Below are 15,931 nucleotides of genomic sequence, written 5' to 3' on the forward strand. Positions count from 1 at the left end.
AAAACAATGGCGAAACCCGTAAACACTGCGGATGTCCGCAACAGTCCATTGGCTGCCATCTACTTTACGTGTCCGACGTACGGACAACGAAGTCCCCTATAAAGAAGTCATAGTGCGTCGCCTGATCTCAGGCCGGCGCAGTCTAAAGGATGAAAATGACGATTCGTCAGCGCGGCGGTAGACCGCACTGACTGCGTGGAGTTTAGAAACCGGTCATGAACAGGCTCTGTGAAAACCATGGAGACGACGCCGGATCTGAAGTGTTTCAGAGCCGGATCAAGCCGCAGATGGATTTCACAGAGGCTGCTAGCCGCCGGACTTCTTCGCTTTGAAACCGTGCTTGATCAGCTCAGCCAAGAGTAGCTCGACATGATCGCCCTGGATTTCGATGATGCCGTCTTTCAACGCCCCGCCGGTGCCGCAACGTTTCTTCAACGTTGTCGCCAACTCTTTGAGCGCGTCTTCGGCCAGAGGCACGCCGGTGATGGTGGTCACCGTTTTGCCGCCACGACCCTTGCTCTCGCGTCGTACGCGGGCAATGCCGTCGCCGGCCGGGATCACGGTTTGTTTGCAGATACAGGCGTCCACCGGCTTACTGCATTCCGGGCAATGACGACCTGCGTCGGTGGAAAATACCAGACCGCCCAGGGCGGCGAAGGATGCGGCTTTTTTGGCCACCGGCAATCCTCTTGGGAGGACAAAGACTGATCGCGACCTTGGGCAAGGTCATCGACCGCGAAGCCCCACTCAGGCAGGGGCAGCGCTACTGCACCGGTATCGACTCATGGACTGCTGACCCGTAGGAGCTGCCGAAGGCTGCGATCTTTTGATCCTGCTCTTGAAAAACAAGATCAAAAGATCGCAGCCTTCGGCAGCTCCTACAGTGGGTCAGCAGGCCAACCTCAAACTATTCGGTGCAGCTTGAAAAGGTCGCGCAGTGTAACGGCAAAAATGCGACTTGCTAAGTGCCAATCGGCGCCAATTTATGTGTTCTTTGCGACGTCGCTTTGCTGCGCCTTCAGATAGCGCTTCAAGGCCGCCAGAGAGTCCGGGCAATAAGGCTTTTGCTGGATTTCCTGCATGACCTGCTCGACCGGAATAAAGCGTGCTTCGAGCACCTCCTCCGGTTGCAGTTTCAGCGGCCCGTCCCAGACGGCGGAAAACGCCGAACACCACAAACGGTTGCCGGTGTCTTCGAAGTAGAAATGGTCATGGGCAGTCAGTTCGATACCGCTGACGCCCAACTCCTCTTCCAGCTCTCGGGCTGCCGACTCGGCGTAGGTTTCGTCGGCCTGCACCATGCCGCCCGCCGCCACGTCCCAGTAACCTGGATAAATCGCCTTGCTCAACGTGCGCCGGTGAACGCAGAGATCACCGGCGGAATTGAACAACATGATGTAGGTGCCACGCCCGATCAGCCCGCGCTGGCGCAGATCGGCACGCACCAGGGCGCCAAGCAGGTTGTCCTGCTCGTCGACCCAGGCGATCTGTTCGGCATCGGAGGCGGCGCGATGGGCCGCCTCTTTGGCGTTCTGGCTCATGAATCAGCCCTGATTGAGCAGTTGACGCAAATCGATAACAGCGGCGTTGGCCCGGGAAATATAGTTGGCCATGACCAGCGAGTGGTTGGCCAGCACGCCGAAGCCGCTGCCGTTAAGAATCATAGGACTCCAGACCGGTTCCTGGGAGGCTTCCAGCTCACGAATGATCTGACGTACGCTGACGGTGGCGTTCTTCTTCGCCAGGACATCGGCGAAGTCGACTTCGATGGCGCGCAGCAAATGCGACAGCGCCCAGGCCTGACCGCGTGCTTCATAGAAGACGTTGTCGATCTGCATCCACGGAGTCTCGACGACTTCTTCGTCAACCTGCGGTACTTCGCCGATCGCCGGCACTTCGGTTTTCAGCGCGGTGTTAAGTTTGACCCGACCGACGCTGGCCGACAGGCGTTGCGACAGCGAACCGAGACGGGTGCCGACATCGCCCAGCCAGTTGTTCAGGTTGTCAGCGCGCGCATAGAACAGCGCGTTTTTCTGGGTTGGATCAGACAGGCGCGCCTGATAACGGCTCAGCGAGTTGATCCCTTCCTGGTACTCCGACTCACTGGACGGCAGGATCCAGCTCTTGTTGTCGAAGTTGAAACGCGGTTCGGCCTTGGCCAGATCGGCATCTTCGGCCGACTGCGATTGCGAACGGGCAAAGTCTTTGCGCAAGGCACGGGTCAGGTCACGCACCTGCACCAGCACGCCGTATTCCCAGCTCGGCGTGTTGTCCATCCACAGGCCTGGCGGGAAGCGGTCATTGGAAATATAGCCGCCCGGTTTGTTGAGCAGGGTGCCGGCGACGGTCTTCAGGGTTTCAACCGTGGTGTAGCCGATCACCATTTGCTTGCCTTCTTTCTCGGCAGCCACTTGCGCGTTCTGTGCGACCGGAAACAGCGCCGGCTCCTGGCTCCAGTACCAGCCCAGGCCGATGGTCACCAGCAGATAGAGGCCGATCAGCGTCGCCAATGCGCGGCTGAACAGCACCCCGCCTACATAGCTGCGGGTGGCCGACTTGGGCTCGGCGGCACGTTCAGGCGCGCTGCCCGCGCGGTTTTTCCAGTCCAGCATGGCGATATCCTTTCAATCACTTGGGTTCAACGGTTCGACCACAACCATACAACAACGTGCCTTGGCCGGGCACCCGCTATTGGGACGTTGGAGAAAAACCTGCAATGGTCGCCCGAGAGCGAAAGGATAGACGCGCGATTCAGACGTTGAAAATTTTCAGGGAAATCTGCCGGACATCCTCCGGTGTAAATAGATGTGCGATGCCCGCTGCGTCAGTCTTGCGCTGGCTGGGGACGCCGTCGACCGTTGCGGTGTACGCCTGCTGTGGCAGCGGTTCGCCGGTCATGCTGTCGACCAGACGGAAGATCTGCGGGGTTCGGGTGGGCTGCGTCGGGGGATTATTCATCAGTTCCAGCACCGCCTGATCAAAGATCGACGCGGCGACCGGCCATTGGCCGAATTCGGCTTGTGACTTGAGCAGCAGCCAGTCGCCACGCTCGACTTCGCCCAGCACTTCGCTGTCCAGATTGATCATCAAGCCCGATCGCAACTCATCCAGCCCGTCGAGCGGGCGTCGCTCCAGCAGAGCCTGACAGACCCGTTCCAACGCCTGATCCTGCGGATAGGCATGCTGACGATCGGCCTCGCGCAGTTCCGCGTGATGAACAAGCCTCATCCCTGCCCCTCGCCTTGCCATTCATCGGAGCCCATCGTCCGGCTGACTTCGTGGCGCCAATAGATACGCCGATAGCTGAAATGGATTTTCTCCAACTGGGTGAGATGAGAAGTGCCGGGGTCCTGGCAATGCGGCATCAGTATTTCAGCGCCAACGATCACCGCGTCCTCCAGTTCCATCGTGTAGAAGTGTTCCTGAACACCGTGCGCCGAGGTGCGAAACCACTCCACCCGGCATTGGCTCAGCAACTCGCCGGAACACAACGCGGTATTGATCAGCGGCGAGGCCTTGTCGATGGTCTTTGTGACGATCAGCGGTTTATGCATCCGCCGCCCTGCCCCGGCGTTCTTCGGCACGAAAATCCCGTGGCTCAAGGCCTGAATCATGATCTTGTCTTCACGCCCGCTCTGGTAGCTGTTGCCCACTGACGCCTCGGTAAAAGCACCGGCACTGATCAGGCCCTGTCGGCTGCCGTGGAGGGTCATGAAGGCTGGGATGGGCATGGGGTGACTCCTATTTTGGGTTGGGGTGGTGGGGAATGGTGGGGTTCGAAGCGACCCTCCTCTTCCTCAAAAAGCCGCCACGCTTCGCCGATATCAAGAGTGATGAGATAGCGTTCCTGATCGGGATGCCGGGAGTCTCTGAATCGCGCCAATATCAACATCACCTGGTACTTGTCACCGGCCTGCCAATAAGCATGTCCTTGGAGTACGCCGGGGCTGAGATAGGCTCGCCATTCGGGCGTATCAGCAATGGTGGGATAGCGCCGGGTTCCCACCGGCCTCCAGCCTTTTGCACACCATTGAGCTTGCAGGTCGAGAACCACTTTCATGGCATCGTCGATCAGCAACGGCTCTATTTGCGGGGACATGCGGATGTCATCGACCAGATTGCGGACGAACGTCACCGTAAAAAAACGGGCCAGTGGCGTCTCGAATCCATACTGCGGATCGACAAAACGTAGACGGGCGTCGACTTTCGGAATACCACCCGAAACGCTTTTACTGCCTCGCCCCCATGCACTGAAAGGCGCCGTTGAATGCGCCTCCATATATTCATACGGTCCGCCCATCTGAATAGCAATCACGGGATCGCCCCACAACGGCTGCATGAGTTGATGTCCAGCGACCATTGCCAAAATTACGCAAAGCGCCAGCCGTGCCCAGCGACGGCAGTTCAACGGAGAAATGCGCGAGGTCATCAAGCGCCCTCCATGGCAGCGATTTCACCTATGGATTGCGCCATTGAATTTCTATTTTCGTCATTGAGCATCTGGTCAAAACGAGATGCGGCCCGAAGTACAAATTCCATTCGCTGCTTGATATCGGAGAGGTCTGCTAGCGGATTGCGAGCAAAATCGATGGTACGACCATCATCGACACGCTGACATTGGCTGGTCAGGGTCAACTCGATGGCCTGAGCGACACCAGAAGGGAAGCCAGTAACGTAGGAAAAATGATTACCGCGAAGCAATGAGACCAAGTGGCCGTTTTCATAAATGGTTGGCTGAAGAATATTTCGCTGCTCGTGCCAGGCTAGATGCTCCACGCTTTCGGCAATACTTCCTGCGTCTATGGCTTCGAATGCTTTCCGAATCTCTTCGTAATCCTTACCGAAACCAAGTACTGCCTGCCCCACCGGCCAAAGCACTGGAAACTTAGCGTGCCCATGAATCTGTTTTCTCGTTTCCAAACACCTCTTCAACTCCCCCAACCCACGCACCGCATAAAACTGATGCAACGGATAAACATCCAGAAACAGCGTGGTATTACCCATCGCCATCATCTCGTACACATGCTGGAACTGTTGCTGCACCAGTGACAGTTGTTCGCCGCTGGCGCGAAAATCCACAGACGGCAGAGGATTACGCGCCTGCGCCTTTTCGTATTCCCGCAGGTCTTCGGTCTGCTCCGGCATTTTTCCCGGCGTCAGCAATCCGGACTGACGCCGCCCTTCCCGCACTCGCTGGCGCGCTTCGTGTTCTTCGCGGATACGTTCGATGCTTTCAGCGGCATGAAGCAAGCCACAGCCCACCTGCTTGGAAGCGAACGCCGCCAAACCGGCCCACTGGAATCGTTTGTCGTGTTGCCAGAGTCGGGCATAAGCGGCGTTGATCGCGCGGTTGCGTTTGACCGGGTCGGCTATAAAGACGCCCTCGGGCGCAACGATGTCCTCGGCCTGGCGCTGATACTCGCGCCACAGGCACTGGCACGTGAGCACCGGCACCTCGGTCACGCGCACCTTTTCGCCATACAGCCATTCTTCAGTGCATTCACAATCGGCCACGGGCACGGTGTTGTGGTTCAGGCGTTGTTCATCGCTGGCATGTTCGTTGAAACACTGGCTCATGTCGGGCGGACAGCTTCTAGGGGAATCCCTGAACCCTACCAAGCAAAAAACGCTGTGAAATCACTTCGACGTAAAATCAGAAAGCCCTGTCAGACGATGACCATCCGAGACCACGAAGCTTCCTCGCACACGATAGGAAACGTCCCTTGGCACCTGTAAATCCGGCGCGTCGCCGACGACAAGGTCGAAATCAAAACCAATCGGTCAAAAACTGAATGGTGACGCATTGCAGATTATTGACGTACGACACTCGTCTAAGGGAAAAGAGGTGCTAGCATAGAGCCACCAGTCGATCTCAGCATGCAGCCTAACTAGTAGTCAGGATATGACCGAGCCAGAAGACCCCAGCCGTGAGCGTCTCAAGCACCACTTTGCCCAGCGGGTAATTCATCAGGCACGTCAGATTCTTGAGATATGGCAGCGCCTGCAACGCAGTGAGTGGTCCACCGTCGACCTCGCAGAACTGAGCGAGGCCAACCTGCGCCTGCTGCGTTTTGCCGAGCGCTTCGAACAGCCGGAACACACTCAACTCGCGCGCCACATCAGTCAGTCGCTGGAAGCGGTGGACGCCAATCGCGGCCGCCTCAGCAGCGGGCTGATCACAGACCTCAATCGTTTGATGCAGCGTCTGTCGCGCACCGGCCTGCGGCATGGCGATCAACTCGATCAGACCTTCCTGCCGCCGCTGCGCAAACCGATCTACGTAATGCTGCAGGATCACGACCGCGCCGAACGACTGGCCAAGCAACTGGAATTCTTCGGCCTCACCGCGCAGGCACTGGACAGCGTGTCGGCGTTTCGCTCCTCGATGGTCGAGCGCCTGCCAGCGGCGATCGTCATGGACGTGGATTTCAGCGGTGCCGGCGTCGGCCTGAAACTCGCCGCCGAAGCTCAGGTGGGTCTGGACGAACCGCTGCCGCTGCTGTTTTTCAGCCTGCACGAAACCGATACCCCGACCCGTCTCGCCGCCGTGCGCGCCGGTGGCCAGGAGTTCCTCACCGGCACCCTCGAAGCGTCGAGCCTGCTGGAGAAGATCGAAGTGCTCACCTGCGTCGCCCAGTACGAACCTTATAAAGTGCTGATCATCGACGACTCGCGTGCGCAGGCCTTGCACACCGAACGCCTGCTAAACAGCGCCGGGATCGTCACGCGCACCTTGATCGAACCGATTCAGGCAATGGCCGAGCTGGCGGATTTCCAGCCGGATCTGATCATTCTCGACATGTACATGCCGGCCTGCACCGGCACTGAGCTGGCCAAGGTGATTCGCCACAACGATCGCTATGTCAGCGTGCCAATCATCTACCTGTCGGCCGAAGACGATCTGGACAAGCAACTCGACGCCATGAGCGAGGGCGGCGATGACTTCCTGACCAAACCGATCAAGCCGCGCCACCTGATCACCACCGTGCGTAACCGCGCCGCCCGCGCACGCAATCTGAAAGCGCGAATGGTGCGCGACAGCCTCACCGGTTTGTACAACCACACGCACATTCTGCAATTGCTCGAAGACTGCTCGTTCCGCGCCCGCCGCGAGAACAAGCCGCTGAGCTTTGCCATGCTCGACATCGACCACTTCAAACGGGTCAACGACAGCCACGGCCACCCGATGGGCGACCGCGTGATCAAGAGCCTCGCGTTGTTTCTCAAACAGCGTTTGCGCAAAACCGACTTCATCGGCCGCTACGGCGGCGAAGAATTCGCCATCGTCATGCCCGACACCGATATAGACGCCGCGCACAAAGTGCTCGACGAAATTCGCCAGCGCTTCGCCGAAATTCATTATCCCGCGCAGCCGCAGGACTTGTGGTGCACCTTCAGTGCCGGCGTGGTGGAAATGCACGACGACTGCGACAGCCTGATGATGGCCAGTCAGGCCGACGAAGCGCTGTACCGCGCCAAGGGTGCCGGGCGCAATCGCGTGCAGACTGCGCGCGACTCAAAGCAAAGTGCCACTTTTTCATCGGAATCCACTGATTCGGTCATAACCCTGTAACAGAACCGCAATAAATTCAGGCGCTTAACATTTCTGCCGTTGGTAGCCGTCATGCGCCTGAAGTTGCTCACCAATCTCAATACGCTGCTGCTGGTCGCCGTGTGCCTCGCACTCGGCGCCACGCTGTGGTGGTCGCAAAAAGCCCTCGAACGTCCATATCTGTTGATGGAACGGTATCTGGGGCTGTCGCAGCAGTTTCAGAACGAGGTGGCGCGCAACGTCGAGGACTACCTCGGCAGCGGCGATGCCCTGCGCCTGAGCAGCGCCAGCCAGGCCATCGCCGGCCTGCAGACAGAGCTGAATGAATTACCGCCGCCGCTGGCCGACACCCTGCGCCCGAGCCTGACTGGCCTGGAAGAATTCAGCAAAACCGACCTGCTCGCTGCCGGCAAACTGGCCGGTGACCCGCAAGCCTTGTTGTTGCAGGCCGAGCGCGAATTGAGTGCCAGCCTCGATCAACTCAGCACCTATGCCAGTGGCAACGCGGCTTATATGACACCGCTGCTCGTCGCCTCTCAGCACGTGGGCAAACTGTCGCTGGCGCGAGACAAACTGGTCAGCAGCGGGCGCAGTGAACTGGCCGCTGACGTTGAGCGCGAGGTCAGCAACATCCGCGCACAGGCGCAGTTGATCGATGCCCTGCCCTTGCTCGGCGTGGTTGCCAGCAGCGAGTCGGGCAGTGATGATTTCGCCGCGATGATGGGTATCGAAAACACCGAAAAAACCGTTGCCGAAGATGCCGGTGTAGGCTTCAAACGCGAACTCAACAGCCTGCTCGGGCGCTACCCGGCTGAGCTGACGCGTACCCGTGATCAGATCCAGAAACGCACCGACCTCAGCAACGCTACTCACCAGAAAATCGCCGCCGTGCAGCAGGCCATCGCCGGTCTTGAGCCGGTGGTACGTGCCCAGCACGGGCAGATCCAGGGCGAAGTACGTATGATCCAAGGCATGATGATCGGTCTGATTCTGCTCATCGCTTTACTGATCGACACCTTGCAACGGCGCCTGGCGCACACGCTGACCAGCCTCGCGCCGGCGTTGTCGACCTGGGCCGAGGGCGACTTCAGCCGCGACATTCATCTGGGCAAAACCAACCGTGAACTGCACGACATCGAAGCGTCGCTGAACCGCTTGCGCGCCTATCTGGTGGATCTGGTCGGGACCATTCGCGGCAATGCCGAACAAGTGGCGGGCAGCAGTCGCACCCTCGCCGAACTGAGCAACGACTTGCACAGCGGCGCCGAACATCAGGCCGGCGACACCGCGCTGATCCGCGATTCCCTCGGCGAACTGGAAGCGACCATTCAGCAAGTCGCCGGCGATGCACAGCAGGCGGCGGATGCCAGCCGACACGCCGGACTGGCCGTCGAGCATGGTCAGACGGTGATTGGCCAGAGCCTGACAGGCCTGCACGCATTGGTCGGTGAAGTGCAAGGCAACGCGCAGATGATCGAACATCTGGCCGAAGAGTCGGCCACCATCGGCGGCGTGTTGACGGTGATTCGCTCGATTGCTGACCAGACTAATCTGCTGGCGCTGAACGCGGCGATTGAAGCGGCGCGCGCCGGTGAAATGGGCCGCGGCTTTGCCGTGGTAGCGGAAGAGGTGCGTTCGCTGGCACAACGCACGGCTGGCGCAACCGCTGAGATTCAAACGCTGATCGCCGGCCTGCAAACCGCCGCCCGCCAATCGGTCGAAGGCATGCGCGCACAAGTCGAACACGCTGAAGCCACGGCCAATCAGGCACAAGCGGCGGACGGTGCGCTGGATAAAATCGTCGGTGCGATCCAGACCATTTCCGACACGGCGATCCGCATTGCCGATATCACCGCGCAGCAAAGCGGTGCAGTCAGCGAGATTCGCGATCACAGCGAGCGGATTCATCAATTGGGTGGGGATAATCTGGTGCGTATCGGCCGGGGGCGCGAACAAGGCGAGAACTTGCTGGTACTTGGCGGGCAACTACATACAGCCGTTCAGGCCTTTCGTGTCTGATAGACCGCTATCGCGAGCAGGCTCACTCCTACAAGGGAACGCATTCCAACTGTAGGAGTGAGCCTGCTCGCAATAGCGTCATTTGTATCACCGCCTATCTTGCAGAAATGACCGGATCAAATCACTTGGTCACATATTTCGCGCAAACATCGGCCATCGTGCTGGCTATTGCATAGAACTGGACAGTCACAAAGTCTTTGCGGCATAGTCGCCGGGTTCTGACGAATGCTCATTGATAACAAGGACTACGCAGATGGCAACCCTCCTGGTGCTGCACGGCCCCAACCTGAACCTGCTCGGCACCCGCGAACCCGGCACTTACGGTTCAACGACCCTGGCGCAGATCAATCAGGATCTGGAGCGCCGCGCCCGTGAAGCCGGCCATCATCTGCTGTATCTGCAAAGCAATGCCGAGTACGAATTGATCGACCGCATCCACGCCGCACGCGGCGAAGGTGTCGATTTCATTCTGATCAATCCAGCAGCTTTTACGCATACAAGTGTCGCATTACGTGACGCGTTGCTGGGAGTGAGCATCCCATTCATCGAAGTGCATTTGTCCAACGTGCACAAACGCGAACCTTTCCGCCATCACTCTTACTTCTCCGACGTAGCGGTGGGAGTGATCTGCGGCCTTGGCGCCAGCGGTTACCGACTGGCCCTGGAGGCTGCACTAGAACAGCTTGAAACACCGGCAACGACTTGAACTACAAGCGTTAAGCGCCCCTGACCGACCCTTGGGAGTTGATGATTCATGGATATCCGTAAAGTTAAGAAATTGATCGAATTGCTGGAAGAGTCCGGCATCGACGAGCTCGAGATCAAGGAAGGCGAAGAGTCCGTACGCATCAGCCGTCACAGCAAGACCCCGGCTCAGCAGTACTACGCGCCGGCTCCGATGCAAGCACCGGCCGCCGCGCCTGTTGCTGCTGCTCCGGTGGCTGCTGCAGCCCCGGCTGCCGCTGCTGCTCCAGCGCTGAACGGCACTGTTGCCCGTTCGCCGATGGTCGGCACTTTCTACCGTAAATCTTCGCCAGCCTCGCCAGCCTTCGTTGAAGTCGGCCAGACCGTGAAGAAAGGCGACACTCTGTGCATCGTCGAAGCCATGAAGATGATGAACCACATCGAAGCTGAAACCAGCGGTGTGATCGAGTCCATCCTCGTCGATGAAGGCGAGCCGGTTGTGTACGACCATCCGCTGTTCAGCATCGTTTGATCTGCGGTGAGCATTTGTTGAATGAGAAGTTGTAAATAGTTCTGATCGCTAACCGCGTTTAGATCGCCCTGCGGATTCTGCGTGCCTGCAAAGAGATGGGCATCAAGACCGTCGCCGTTTACTCCAAGGCCGACAAAGAGCTGATGCACCTGGGTCTGGCAGACGAATCCGTCTGCATCGGCCCGGCATCTGCCGCTCAGTCCTACCTGCACATTCCGGCCATCATCGCTGCCGCTGAAGTGACTGGCGCTACCGCCATTCACCCAGGCTACGGCTTCCTCGCGGAAAACGCCGATTTTGCCGAGCAGGTCGAGAACTCCGGCTTCGCTTTCATCGGCCCGAAAGCTGACACCATTCGCCTGATGGGCGACAAGGTTTCGGCCAAGCACGCGATGATCGAAGCGGGCGTACCGACCGTTCCAGGTTCCGACGGCCCATTGCCGGAAGACGAAGAAACGGCGTTGCGCATCGGTCGTGAAGTCGGCTATCCGGTGATCATCAAAGCCGCTGGCGGCGGTGGTGGTCGCGGTATGCGCGTGGTACACAAGGAAGAAGACCTGATCGCCTTCGCCAAACTGACCCGCACCGAAGCAGGCGCGGCGTTCGGCAACCCGATGGTGTATCTGGAAAAATTCCTCACCAACCCCCGTCACGTCGAAGTGCAGGTTCTGTCCGACGGCCAGGGCCACGCCATCCATCTGGGCGACCGCGATTGCTCGCTGCAGCGTCGTCACCAGAAGGTTCTCGAAGAGGCGCCGGCACCGGGCATCGACGAGAAAGCGCGTCAGGAAGTTCTGGCTCGTTGCGTCAAGGCGTGCATCGACATCGGTTACCGCGGCGCTGGCACTTTCGAGTTCCTGTACGAGAACGGTCGTTTCTACTTCATCGAAATGAACACCCGTGTTCAGGTGGAGCACCCGGTTTCGGAAATGGTCACCGGTATCGACATCGTCAAGGAGATGCTCAGCATCGCCGCTGGCAACAAGCTGTCGTTCACTCAGGATGACGTGGTAATCCGCGGTCACTCGCTGGAATGCCGGATCAACGCTGAAGACCCGAAAACCTTCATGCCGAGCCCGGGTACGGTCAAGCATTTCCACGCGCCAGGCGGCAACGGCGTTCGCGTCGATTCGCACCTGTACAGCGGTTATGCGGTTCCACCGAACTACGACTCGCTGATCGGCAAGCTGATCACTTACGGCGCGACCCGCGACGAAGCCATGGCACGCATGCGCAATGCCCTGGACGAAATCGTGGTTGACGGGATCAAGACCAACATCCCGCTGCACCGTGATCTGGTTCGTGACGAAGGCTTCTGCAAGGGCGGTGTGAACATTCACTACCTCGAGCACAAGCTGGCTGGCGAGAAGCACTAAGCTTCAGCCCGCACCAGACAAAGCCGCCTTCGGGCGGCTTTGTTGTTTCTGCAGCAAAGTCAAAAGATCGCAGCCAGCGGCAGCTCCTACAGGGGATCGCATTTCAGCGTAGGAGCTGCCGCAGGCTGCGATCTTTTGATCTTCAACCATGTTCGTGTTCTGCGCCGCGCTCGCGTAAACTTGCGCGCTTCTCGCAGGCCGCTAGGCTGCAATCAATATTTTTTCAAAGGTGCCCGCCATGCCTTGGCTGCAAGTACGTCTCGCCATCAGCCCGGAACAAGCCGAAACCTACGAAGACGCTTTCCTTGAAGTCGGCGCCGTGTCGGTGACCTTCATGGACGCCGAAGATCAGCCGATCTTTGAACCGGAACTCAACACCACCCCGCTGTGGGCGCACACGCATCTGCTGGCGCTGTTCGAAGGCGGCACCGAACCTGCACCGGTTCTGGCCCATCTGGAACTGCTGACCGGCAGCCCGCTGCCCGAGCATCACAGCGAAGTCATCGAAGATCAGGATTGGGAACGCAGCTGGATGGACGGTTTTGAGCCGATGCGTTTCGGCCAGCGCCTGTGGATCGTGCCGAGCTGGCACGCCGCGCCCGAGCCTGATGCAGTCAATTTGCTGCTGGATCCGGGCCTGGCCTTCGGCACCGGTACGCACCCGACTACCGCGCTGTGCCTGGAATGGCTCGACGGCCAAGACCTGAAAGACTGCAACGTGCTGGATTTCGGCTGCGGCTCGGGGATTCTGGCGATCGCCGCCCTGTTGCTCGGCGCCAAACAAGCCGTCGGCACCGACATTGACGTGCAGGCGCTGGAAGCCTCGCGCGACAACGCCGGTCGCAATAACATTGCCGACGAACTGTTCCCGCTGTACCTGCCGGAAGATCTGCCGCAGGTTCAAGCCGATGTGCTGGTCGCCAACATCCTGGCCGGCCCGCTGGTTTCGCTGGCGCCGCAGCTGTCCGGACTGGTCAAGCCCGGCGGCCGTCTGGCGCTATCGGGCATTCTTGCCGAACAAGGTGACGAAGTCGCCGCCGCTTACGCGCAGGACTTCGATCTCGATCCGATCGCCAATCGCGATGGCTGGGTGCGCATCACCGGCCGTCGGCGCTAGAATGACCGCCTGCATAATCCGGATCGCCGCATGACCGACAGCTTCGTCACCCAGTGCCCGCATTGCCAAACCAGTTTCCGTGTCAGCCATGCTCAATTGAGCGTGGCCCGCGGGGTGGTTCGCTGCGGCTCCTGCCTGCAAGTGTTCAACGCGGCCAAACAGCTGCTGGAACAACACGCAGGCAAGGACGCGGTGACGCCGGTTGCGCCATCGATTGTCGAGCCACTCCCGATCATCGAGGCAGCTCCCGTTATCGAGCCGCCGCCCGTCGTCGACCCACCAGTGCCGCGCGCCATCAGTCAAAAGCAGTGGAGCGCCTCGGAACTGGACCTCGACAGCCTCGATCTGGACGAAGAACTCGCTCGCCTCGAACAACGGGAAATCCAGCCGACCACCGAATTCGGTCGTCAACGCGAAGACTCCCTGAGCGCACGCCGCGACAGCCCGGAGCCGGACGAAACCGTCTGGCGCGACAGCCTGTTCAGCGAGCGCGCCGATGAGCACACGGCCGAGCCCGAGGCAGACGAGCCAGAAGTCGCCGACATCGAACCGGTCAGATCCGAGCGCACCGAACCCTCGCTGTCGCTGGAACCGGTGGATCTGGATGACGAGCCGGCGATTCCGCAACTGCGTCTGCACGACCCGATTGACCCGAACGCGCGCCGCGAACGCTTTTCGGCCAGCGACGAAAGTGATGACGACGTTCTTCCGGTGATCGCGCCGGCGCGCAAAAAACGCGAACGCGCAGAAACCAGCGTAAGGGCCGAAGCGCTTCAGGATCTGACCGACGATCCACTGCAGCTTGATTGGCAAAAGCGCCGTTCGCCGTGGGGCCGACGCCTGCTTTGGCTGTTGTTGGTGCTCCTCGCCGCAGGTGGTCTGGGTGGCCAATACGTTGCCTATCATTTCGAGGAACTGGCGCGCCAGGACCAATACCGGCCGTGGTTCCAGCAAATCTGCCCGCAGATCGGCTGCACCGTGCCGTCGAAAGTCGACATCGCGCGGATCAAGAGCAGCAATCTGGTGGTGCGCAGCCATCCGGAATTCAGCGGTGCGCTGGTAGTCGACGCGATCATCTATAACCGCGCGACCTTCTCCCAGCCGTTTCCGCTGCTCGAGCTGCGTTTCGCCGACCTCAATGGCCACTTGATCGCCAGTCGTCGGTTCAAGCCTGGCGAATACCTGAGCGGTGATCTCGAAGGCCTGGCGGAAATGCCGCCGCAGACGCCAATCCATATCGCGCTGGACATTCTCGATCCGGGCCCGAAAGCGGTGAATTACAGCCTGAACTTTCATTCCCCCGAGTGAAACGCTTCATCGTTTGCGAATTGACGACGTTTTTCTGACTTTGCCCTGCACAACCAAACCGCTGGCAATAACAGAATAACTGTTCAGATTTTGTTCAATTCAGCCTTTATCCAGTCATCGAGAGCGGGTATCATGCCAACCCTTTTTCGAACTCTCATGATCCGGCCCCACTTCAGGGAAGTCCTATGTCGGCGGTACGCATCGGCCCATACACATTGCAGAACGGCTTGATTCTCGCCCCGATGGCGGGGGTTACCGATCAGCCCTTTCGTCAGCTGTGCAAGCGTTTGGGCGCAGGGCTTGTTGTCTCGGAAATGGTCACCAGCGACATGAGCTTGTGGAACACCCGCAAGTCGCGCCTGCGCATGATCCACGAAGGCGATCCCGAGCCGCGCTCGGTACAGATTGCCGGTGGCGATGCGCAGATGCTCGCGGATGCGGCCCGGGCCAACGTTGAGTTCGGCGCACAGATTATTGATATCAACATGGGTTGCCCGGCGAAGAAGGTCTGCAACAAGGCCGCCGGTTCCGCGTTGTTGAAGGACGAAGCACTGGTCACCGAGATCCTGCACGCTGTCGTAGCGGCAGTTGATGTGCCGGTGACCCTGAAGATCCGCACCGGTTGGGATCGCGACAACAAGAACGGCCTGACCGTGGCGAAAATCGCCGAGCAGGCCGGGATCACCGCGCTGGCAGTGCATGGCCGCACGCGCGCCGATCTGTACAAGGGTGAAGCCGAATACGACACGATTGCCGCGATCAAGCAGGCGGTGTCGATTCCGGTGTTTGCCAATGGCGACATCGATTCGCCAGAGAAGGCCCGTTACGTGCTCGACGCGACCGGTGCCGATGGCCTGTTGGTAGGCCGCGCCGCCCAAGGGCGGCCATGGATTTTTCGCGAGATCGATCATTACCTGCGCACGGGCGAGAAATTGCCGGCACCGGAGCTGATCGAAGTGGAACACATACTGCTGGAGCATCTGGCCGCACTTCACGCTTTCTATGGGGATGTGATGGGCGCGCGCATTGCACGCAAGCATGTGGGCTGGTATCTCGCAACCTTGCCGGGCGCCAGGGAGTTTCGCGCCCACTTCAATCGTTTGGATGGTACGGAAACACAATGCGCCAATGTTCGGGAGTTCTTCGCCGAGCATTACAAGAGCCTGACAGGGGACGAAGAAGGGGTGGCCGCATGACGATGATGACCGAGACTTTAGTGAGTGGAACAGCACCCGTGAGCGACAACGTGAATTTGAAACAGCACCTCAATACCCCGAGCGAAGAAGGTCAGACCCTTCGCGGGAGAGTCGAGAAGGCGCTGCACACTTCTTTCGCCCACCTTG

Annotated in this window: 15 protein-coding genes and 1 pseudogene; 9 read left to right on the top strand and 7 right to left on the bottom strand. The window is 59.4% G+C overall.

Features of this window, described 5'->3' with window-relative positions:
- Positions 1–306: 306 nt before the first annotated feature.
- The 7 genes from ACIPIZ_RS28355 to ACIPIZ_RS28385 all read right to left on the bottom strand — a co-directional run bounded on the left by ACIPIZ_RS28355 (position 307) and on the right by ACIPIZ_RS28385 (position 5,577).
- On the bottom strand, positions 307–678 hold the full coding sequence (locus ACIPIZ_RS28355; RefSeq protein WP_007914613.1) for a translation initiation factor Sui1: 372 nt from the start codon (positions 676–678) through the stop codon (positions 307–309).
- A gap of 305 nt (positions 679–983) precedes the next feature.
- Entirely contained in the window at positions 984–1,541 is a 558-nt protein-coding gene (locus ACIPIZ_RS28360; protein WP_401168769.1) for an NUDIX hydrolase, read from the bottom strand.
- A 3-nt stretch (positions 1,542–1,544) separates the two neighbouring features.
- Complete coding sequence (locus tag ACIPIZ_RS28365) at positions 1,545–2,612, bottom strand: DUF2333 family protein (RefSeq protein WP_064388778.1); 1,068 nt, start codon at positions 2,610–2,612, stop codon at positions 1,545–1,547.
- A 139-nt stretch (positions 2,613–2,751) separates the two neighbouring features.
- Positions 2,752–3,228, bottom strand: a complete 477-nt coding sequence (locus ACIPIZ_RS28370) for a hypothetical protein (RefSeq protein WP_064388777.1) — start codon at positions 3,226–3,228, stop codon at positions 2,752–2,754.
- Positions 3,225–3,731 (bottom strand): Hcp family type VI secretion system effector, encoded by a 507-nt coding sequence (locus tag ACIPIZ_RS28375; protein ID WP_064388775.1) that lies wholly within the window; start codon positions 3,729–3,731, stop codon positions 3,225–3,227. The genes ACIPIZ_RS28370 and ACIPIZ_RS28375 overlap by 4 nt, the downstream gene beginning before the upstream one ends.
- Positions 3,710–4,429 carry a hypothetical protein gene (locus ACIPIZ_RS28380; RefSeq protein WP_401168772.1) on the bottom strand — a complete coding sequence of 240 codons (720 nt, stop codon included), beginning with the start codon at positions 4,427–4,429 and terminating at the stop codon, positions 3,710–3,712. Before ACIPIZ_RS28380 ends, ACIPIZ_RS28375 begins: the two co-directional genes overlap by 22 nt.
- Entirely contained in the window at positions 4,429–5,577 is a 1,149-nt protein-coding gene (locus tag ACIPIZ_RS28385) for a DUF2515 family protein (RefSeq protein ID WP_401168775.1), read from the bottom strand. Before ACIPIZ_RS28385 ends, ACIPIZ_RS28380 begins: the two co-directional genes overlap by 1 nt.
- Before the next feature lie 325 nt (positions 5,578–5,902).
- Between ACIPIZ_RS28385 and gcbA the strand changes: the two genes are divergently transcribed.
- The 9 genes and pseudogenes from gcbA to ACIPIZ_RS28430 form a co-directional block, all read left to right on the top strand.
- On the top strand, positions 5,903–7,573 hold the full coding sequence (gene gcbA, locus ACIPIZ_RS28390) for a diguanylate cyclase GcbA (RefSeq protein WP_105705778.1): 1,671 nt from the start codon (positions 5,903–5,905) through the stop codon (positions 7,571–7,573).
- 954 nt (positions 7,574–8,527) lie between these two features.
- Complete coding sequence (locus tag ACIPIZ_RS28395) at positions 8,528–9,571, top strand: methyl-accepting chemotaxis protein (protein WP_371920134.1); 1,044 nt, start codon at positions 8,528–8,530, stop codon at positions 9,569–9,571.
- 253 nt (positions 9,572–9,824) lie between these two features.
- A complete protein-coding gene (gene aroQ / locus ACIPIZ_RS28400; RefSeq protein WP_008078187.1) occupies positions 9,825–10,277 on the top strand; it encodes a type II 3-dehydroquinate dehydratase in 453 nt (150 codons plus the stop codon).
- 48 nt (positions 10,278–10,325) lie between these two features.
- A complete protein-coding gene (accB, locus tag ACIPIZ_RS28405; protein WP_401168779.1) occupies positions 10,326–10,787 on the top strand; it encodes an acetyl-CoA carboxylase biotin carboxyl carrier protein in 462 nt (153 codons plus the stop codon).
- 62 nt (positions 10,788–10,849) lie between these two features.
- Positions 10,850–12,163, top strand: a complete 1,314-nt coding sequence (gene accC / locus ACIPIZ_RS28410) for an acetyl-CoA carboxylase biotin carboxylase subunit (RefSeq protein ID WP_401168787.1) — start codon at positions 10,850–10,852, stop codon at positions 12,161–12,163.
- A 238-nt stretch (positions 12,164–12,401) separates the two neighbouring features.
- Positions 12,402–13,280 carry a 50S ribosomal protein L11 methyltransferase gene (prmA, locus tag ACIPIZ_RS28415; protein WP_064388759.1) on the top strand — a complete coding sequence of 293 codons (879 nt, stop codon included), beginning with the start codon at positions 12,402–12,404 and terminating at the stop codon, positions 13,278–13,280.
- 30 nt (positions 13,281–13,310) lie between these two features.
- Positions 13,311–14,588 carry a DUF3426 domain-containing protein gene (locus ACIPIZ_RS28420; protein ID WP_122661031.1) on the top strand — a complete coding sequence of 426 codons (1,278 nt, stop codon included), beginning with the start codon at positions 13,311–13,313 and terminating at the stop codon, positions 14,586–14,588.
- 185 nt (positions 14,589–14,773) lie between these two features.
- Positions 14,774–15,784, top strand: a complete 1,011-nt coding sequence (gene dusB / locus ACIPIZ_RS28425) for a tRNA dihydrouridine synthase DusB (protein ID WP_401168783.1) — start codon at positions 14,774–14,776, stop codon at positions 15,782–15,784.
- Positions 15,781–15,931, top strand: a pseudogene (locus tag ACIPIZ_RS28430) (DNA-binding transcriptional regulator Fis); the annotation flags it as partial. The gene dusB and the pseudogene ACIPIZ_RS28430, both read left to right, overlap by 4 nt.

It is taken from the genome of Pseudomonas sp. NPDC087690 (assembly GCF_044743175.1).
GTDB lineage: Bacteria > Pseudomonadota > Gammaproteobacteria > Pseudomonadales > Pseudomonadaceae > Aquipseudomonas.

Bases quoted from the DNA above. Each gene is read 5' to 3' on its own strand.
- ACIPIZ_RS28360 (WP_401168769.1), bottom strand. From the start codon at position 1,541: ATGAGCCAGAACGCCAAAGAGGCGGCCCATCGCGCCGCCTCCGATGCC.
- ACIPIZ_RS28365 (WP_064388778.1), bottom strand. From the start codon at position 2,612: ATGCTGGACTGGAAAAACCGCGCGGGCAGCGCGCCTGAACGTGCCGCC.
- ACIPIZ_RS28370 (WP_064388777.1), bottom strand. From the start codon at position 3,228: ATGAGGCTTGTTCATCACGCGGAACTGCGCGAGGCCGATCGTCAGCAT.
- ACIPIZ_RS28375 (WP_064388775.1), bottom strand. From the start codon at position 3,731: ATGCCCATCCCAGCCTTCATGACCCTCCACGGCAGCCGACAGGGCCTG.
- ACIPIZ_RS28380 (WP_401168772.1), bottom strand. From the start codon at position 4,429: ATGACCTCGCGCATTTCTCCGTTGAACTGCCGTCGCTGGGCACGGCTG.
- ACIPIZ_RS28385 (WP_401168775.1), bottom strand. From the start codon at position 5,577: ATGAGCCAGTGTTTCAACGAACATGCCAGCGATGAACAACGCCTGAAC.
- gcbA (WP_105705778.1), top strand. From the start codon at position 5,903: ATGACCGAGCCAGAAGACCCCAGCCGTGAGCGTCTCAAGCACCACTTT.
- ACIPIZ_RS28395 (WP_371920134.1), top strand. From the start codon at position 8,528: ATGATCGGTCTGATTCTGCTCATCGCTTTACTGATCGACACCTTGCAA.
- aroQ (WP_008078187.1), top strand. From the start codon at position 9,825: ATGGCAACCCTCCTGGTGCTGCACGGCCCCAACCTGAACCTGCTCGGC.
- accB (WP_401168779.1), top strand. From the start codon at position 10,326: ATGGATATCCGTAAAGTTAAGAAATTGATCGAATTGCTGGAAGAGTCC.
- prmA (WP_064388759.1), top strand. From the start codon at position 12,402: ATGCCTTGGCTGCAAGTACGTCTCGCCATCAGCCCGGAACAAGCCGAA.
- ACIPIZ_RS28420 (WP_122661031.1), top strand. From the start codon at position 13,311: ATGACCGACAGCTTCGTCACCCAGTGCCCGCATTGCCAAACCAGTTTC.
- dusB (WP_401168783.1), top strand. From the start codon at position 14,774: ATGTCGGCGGTACGCATCGGCCCATACACATTGCAGAACGGCTTGATT.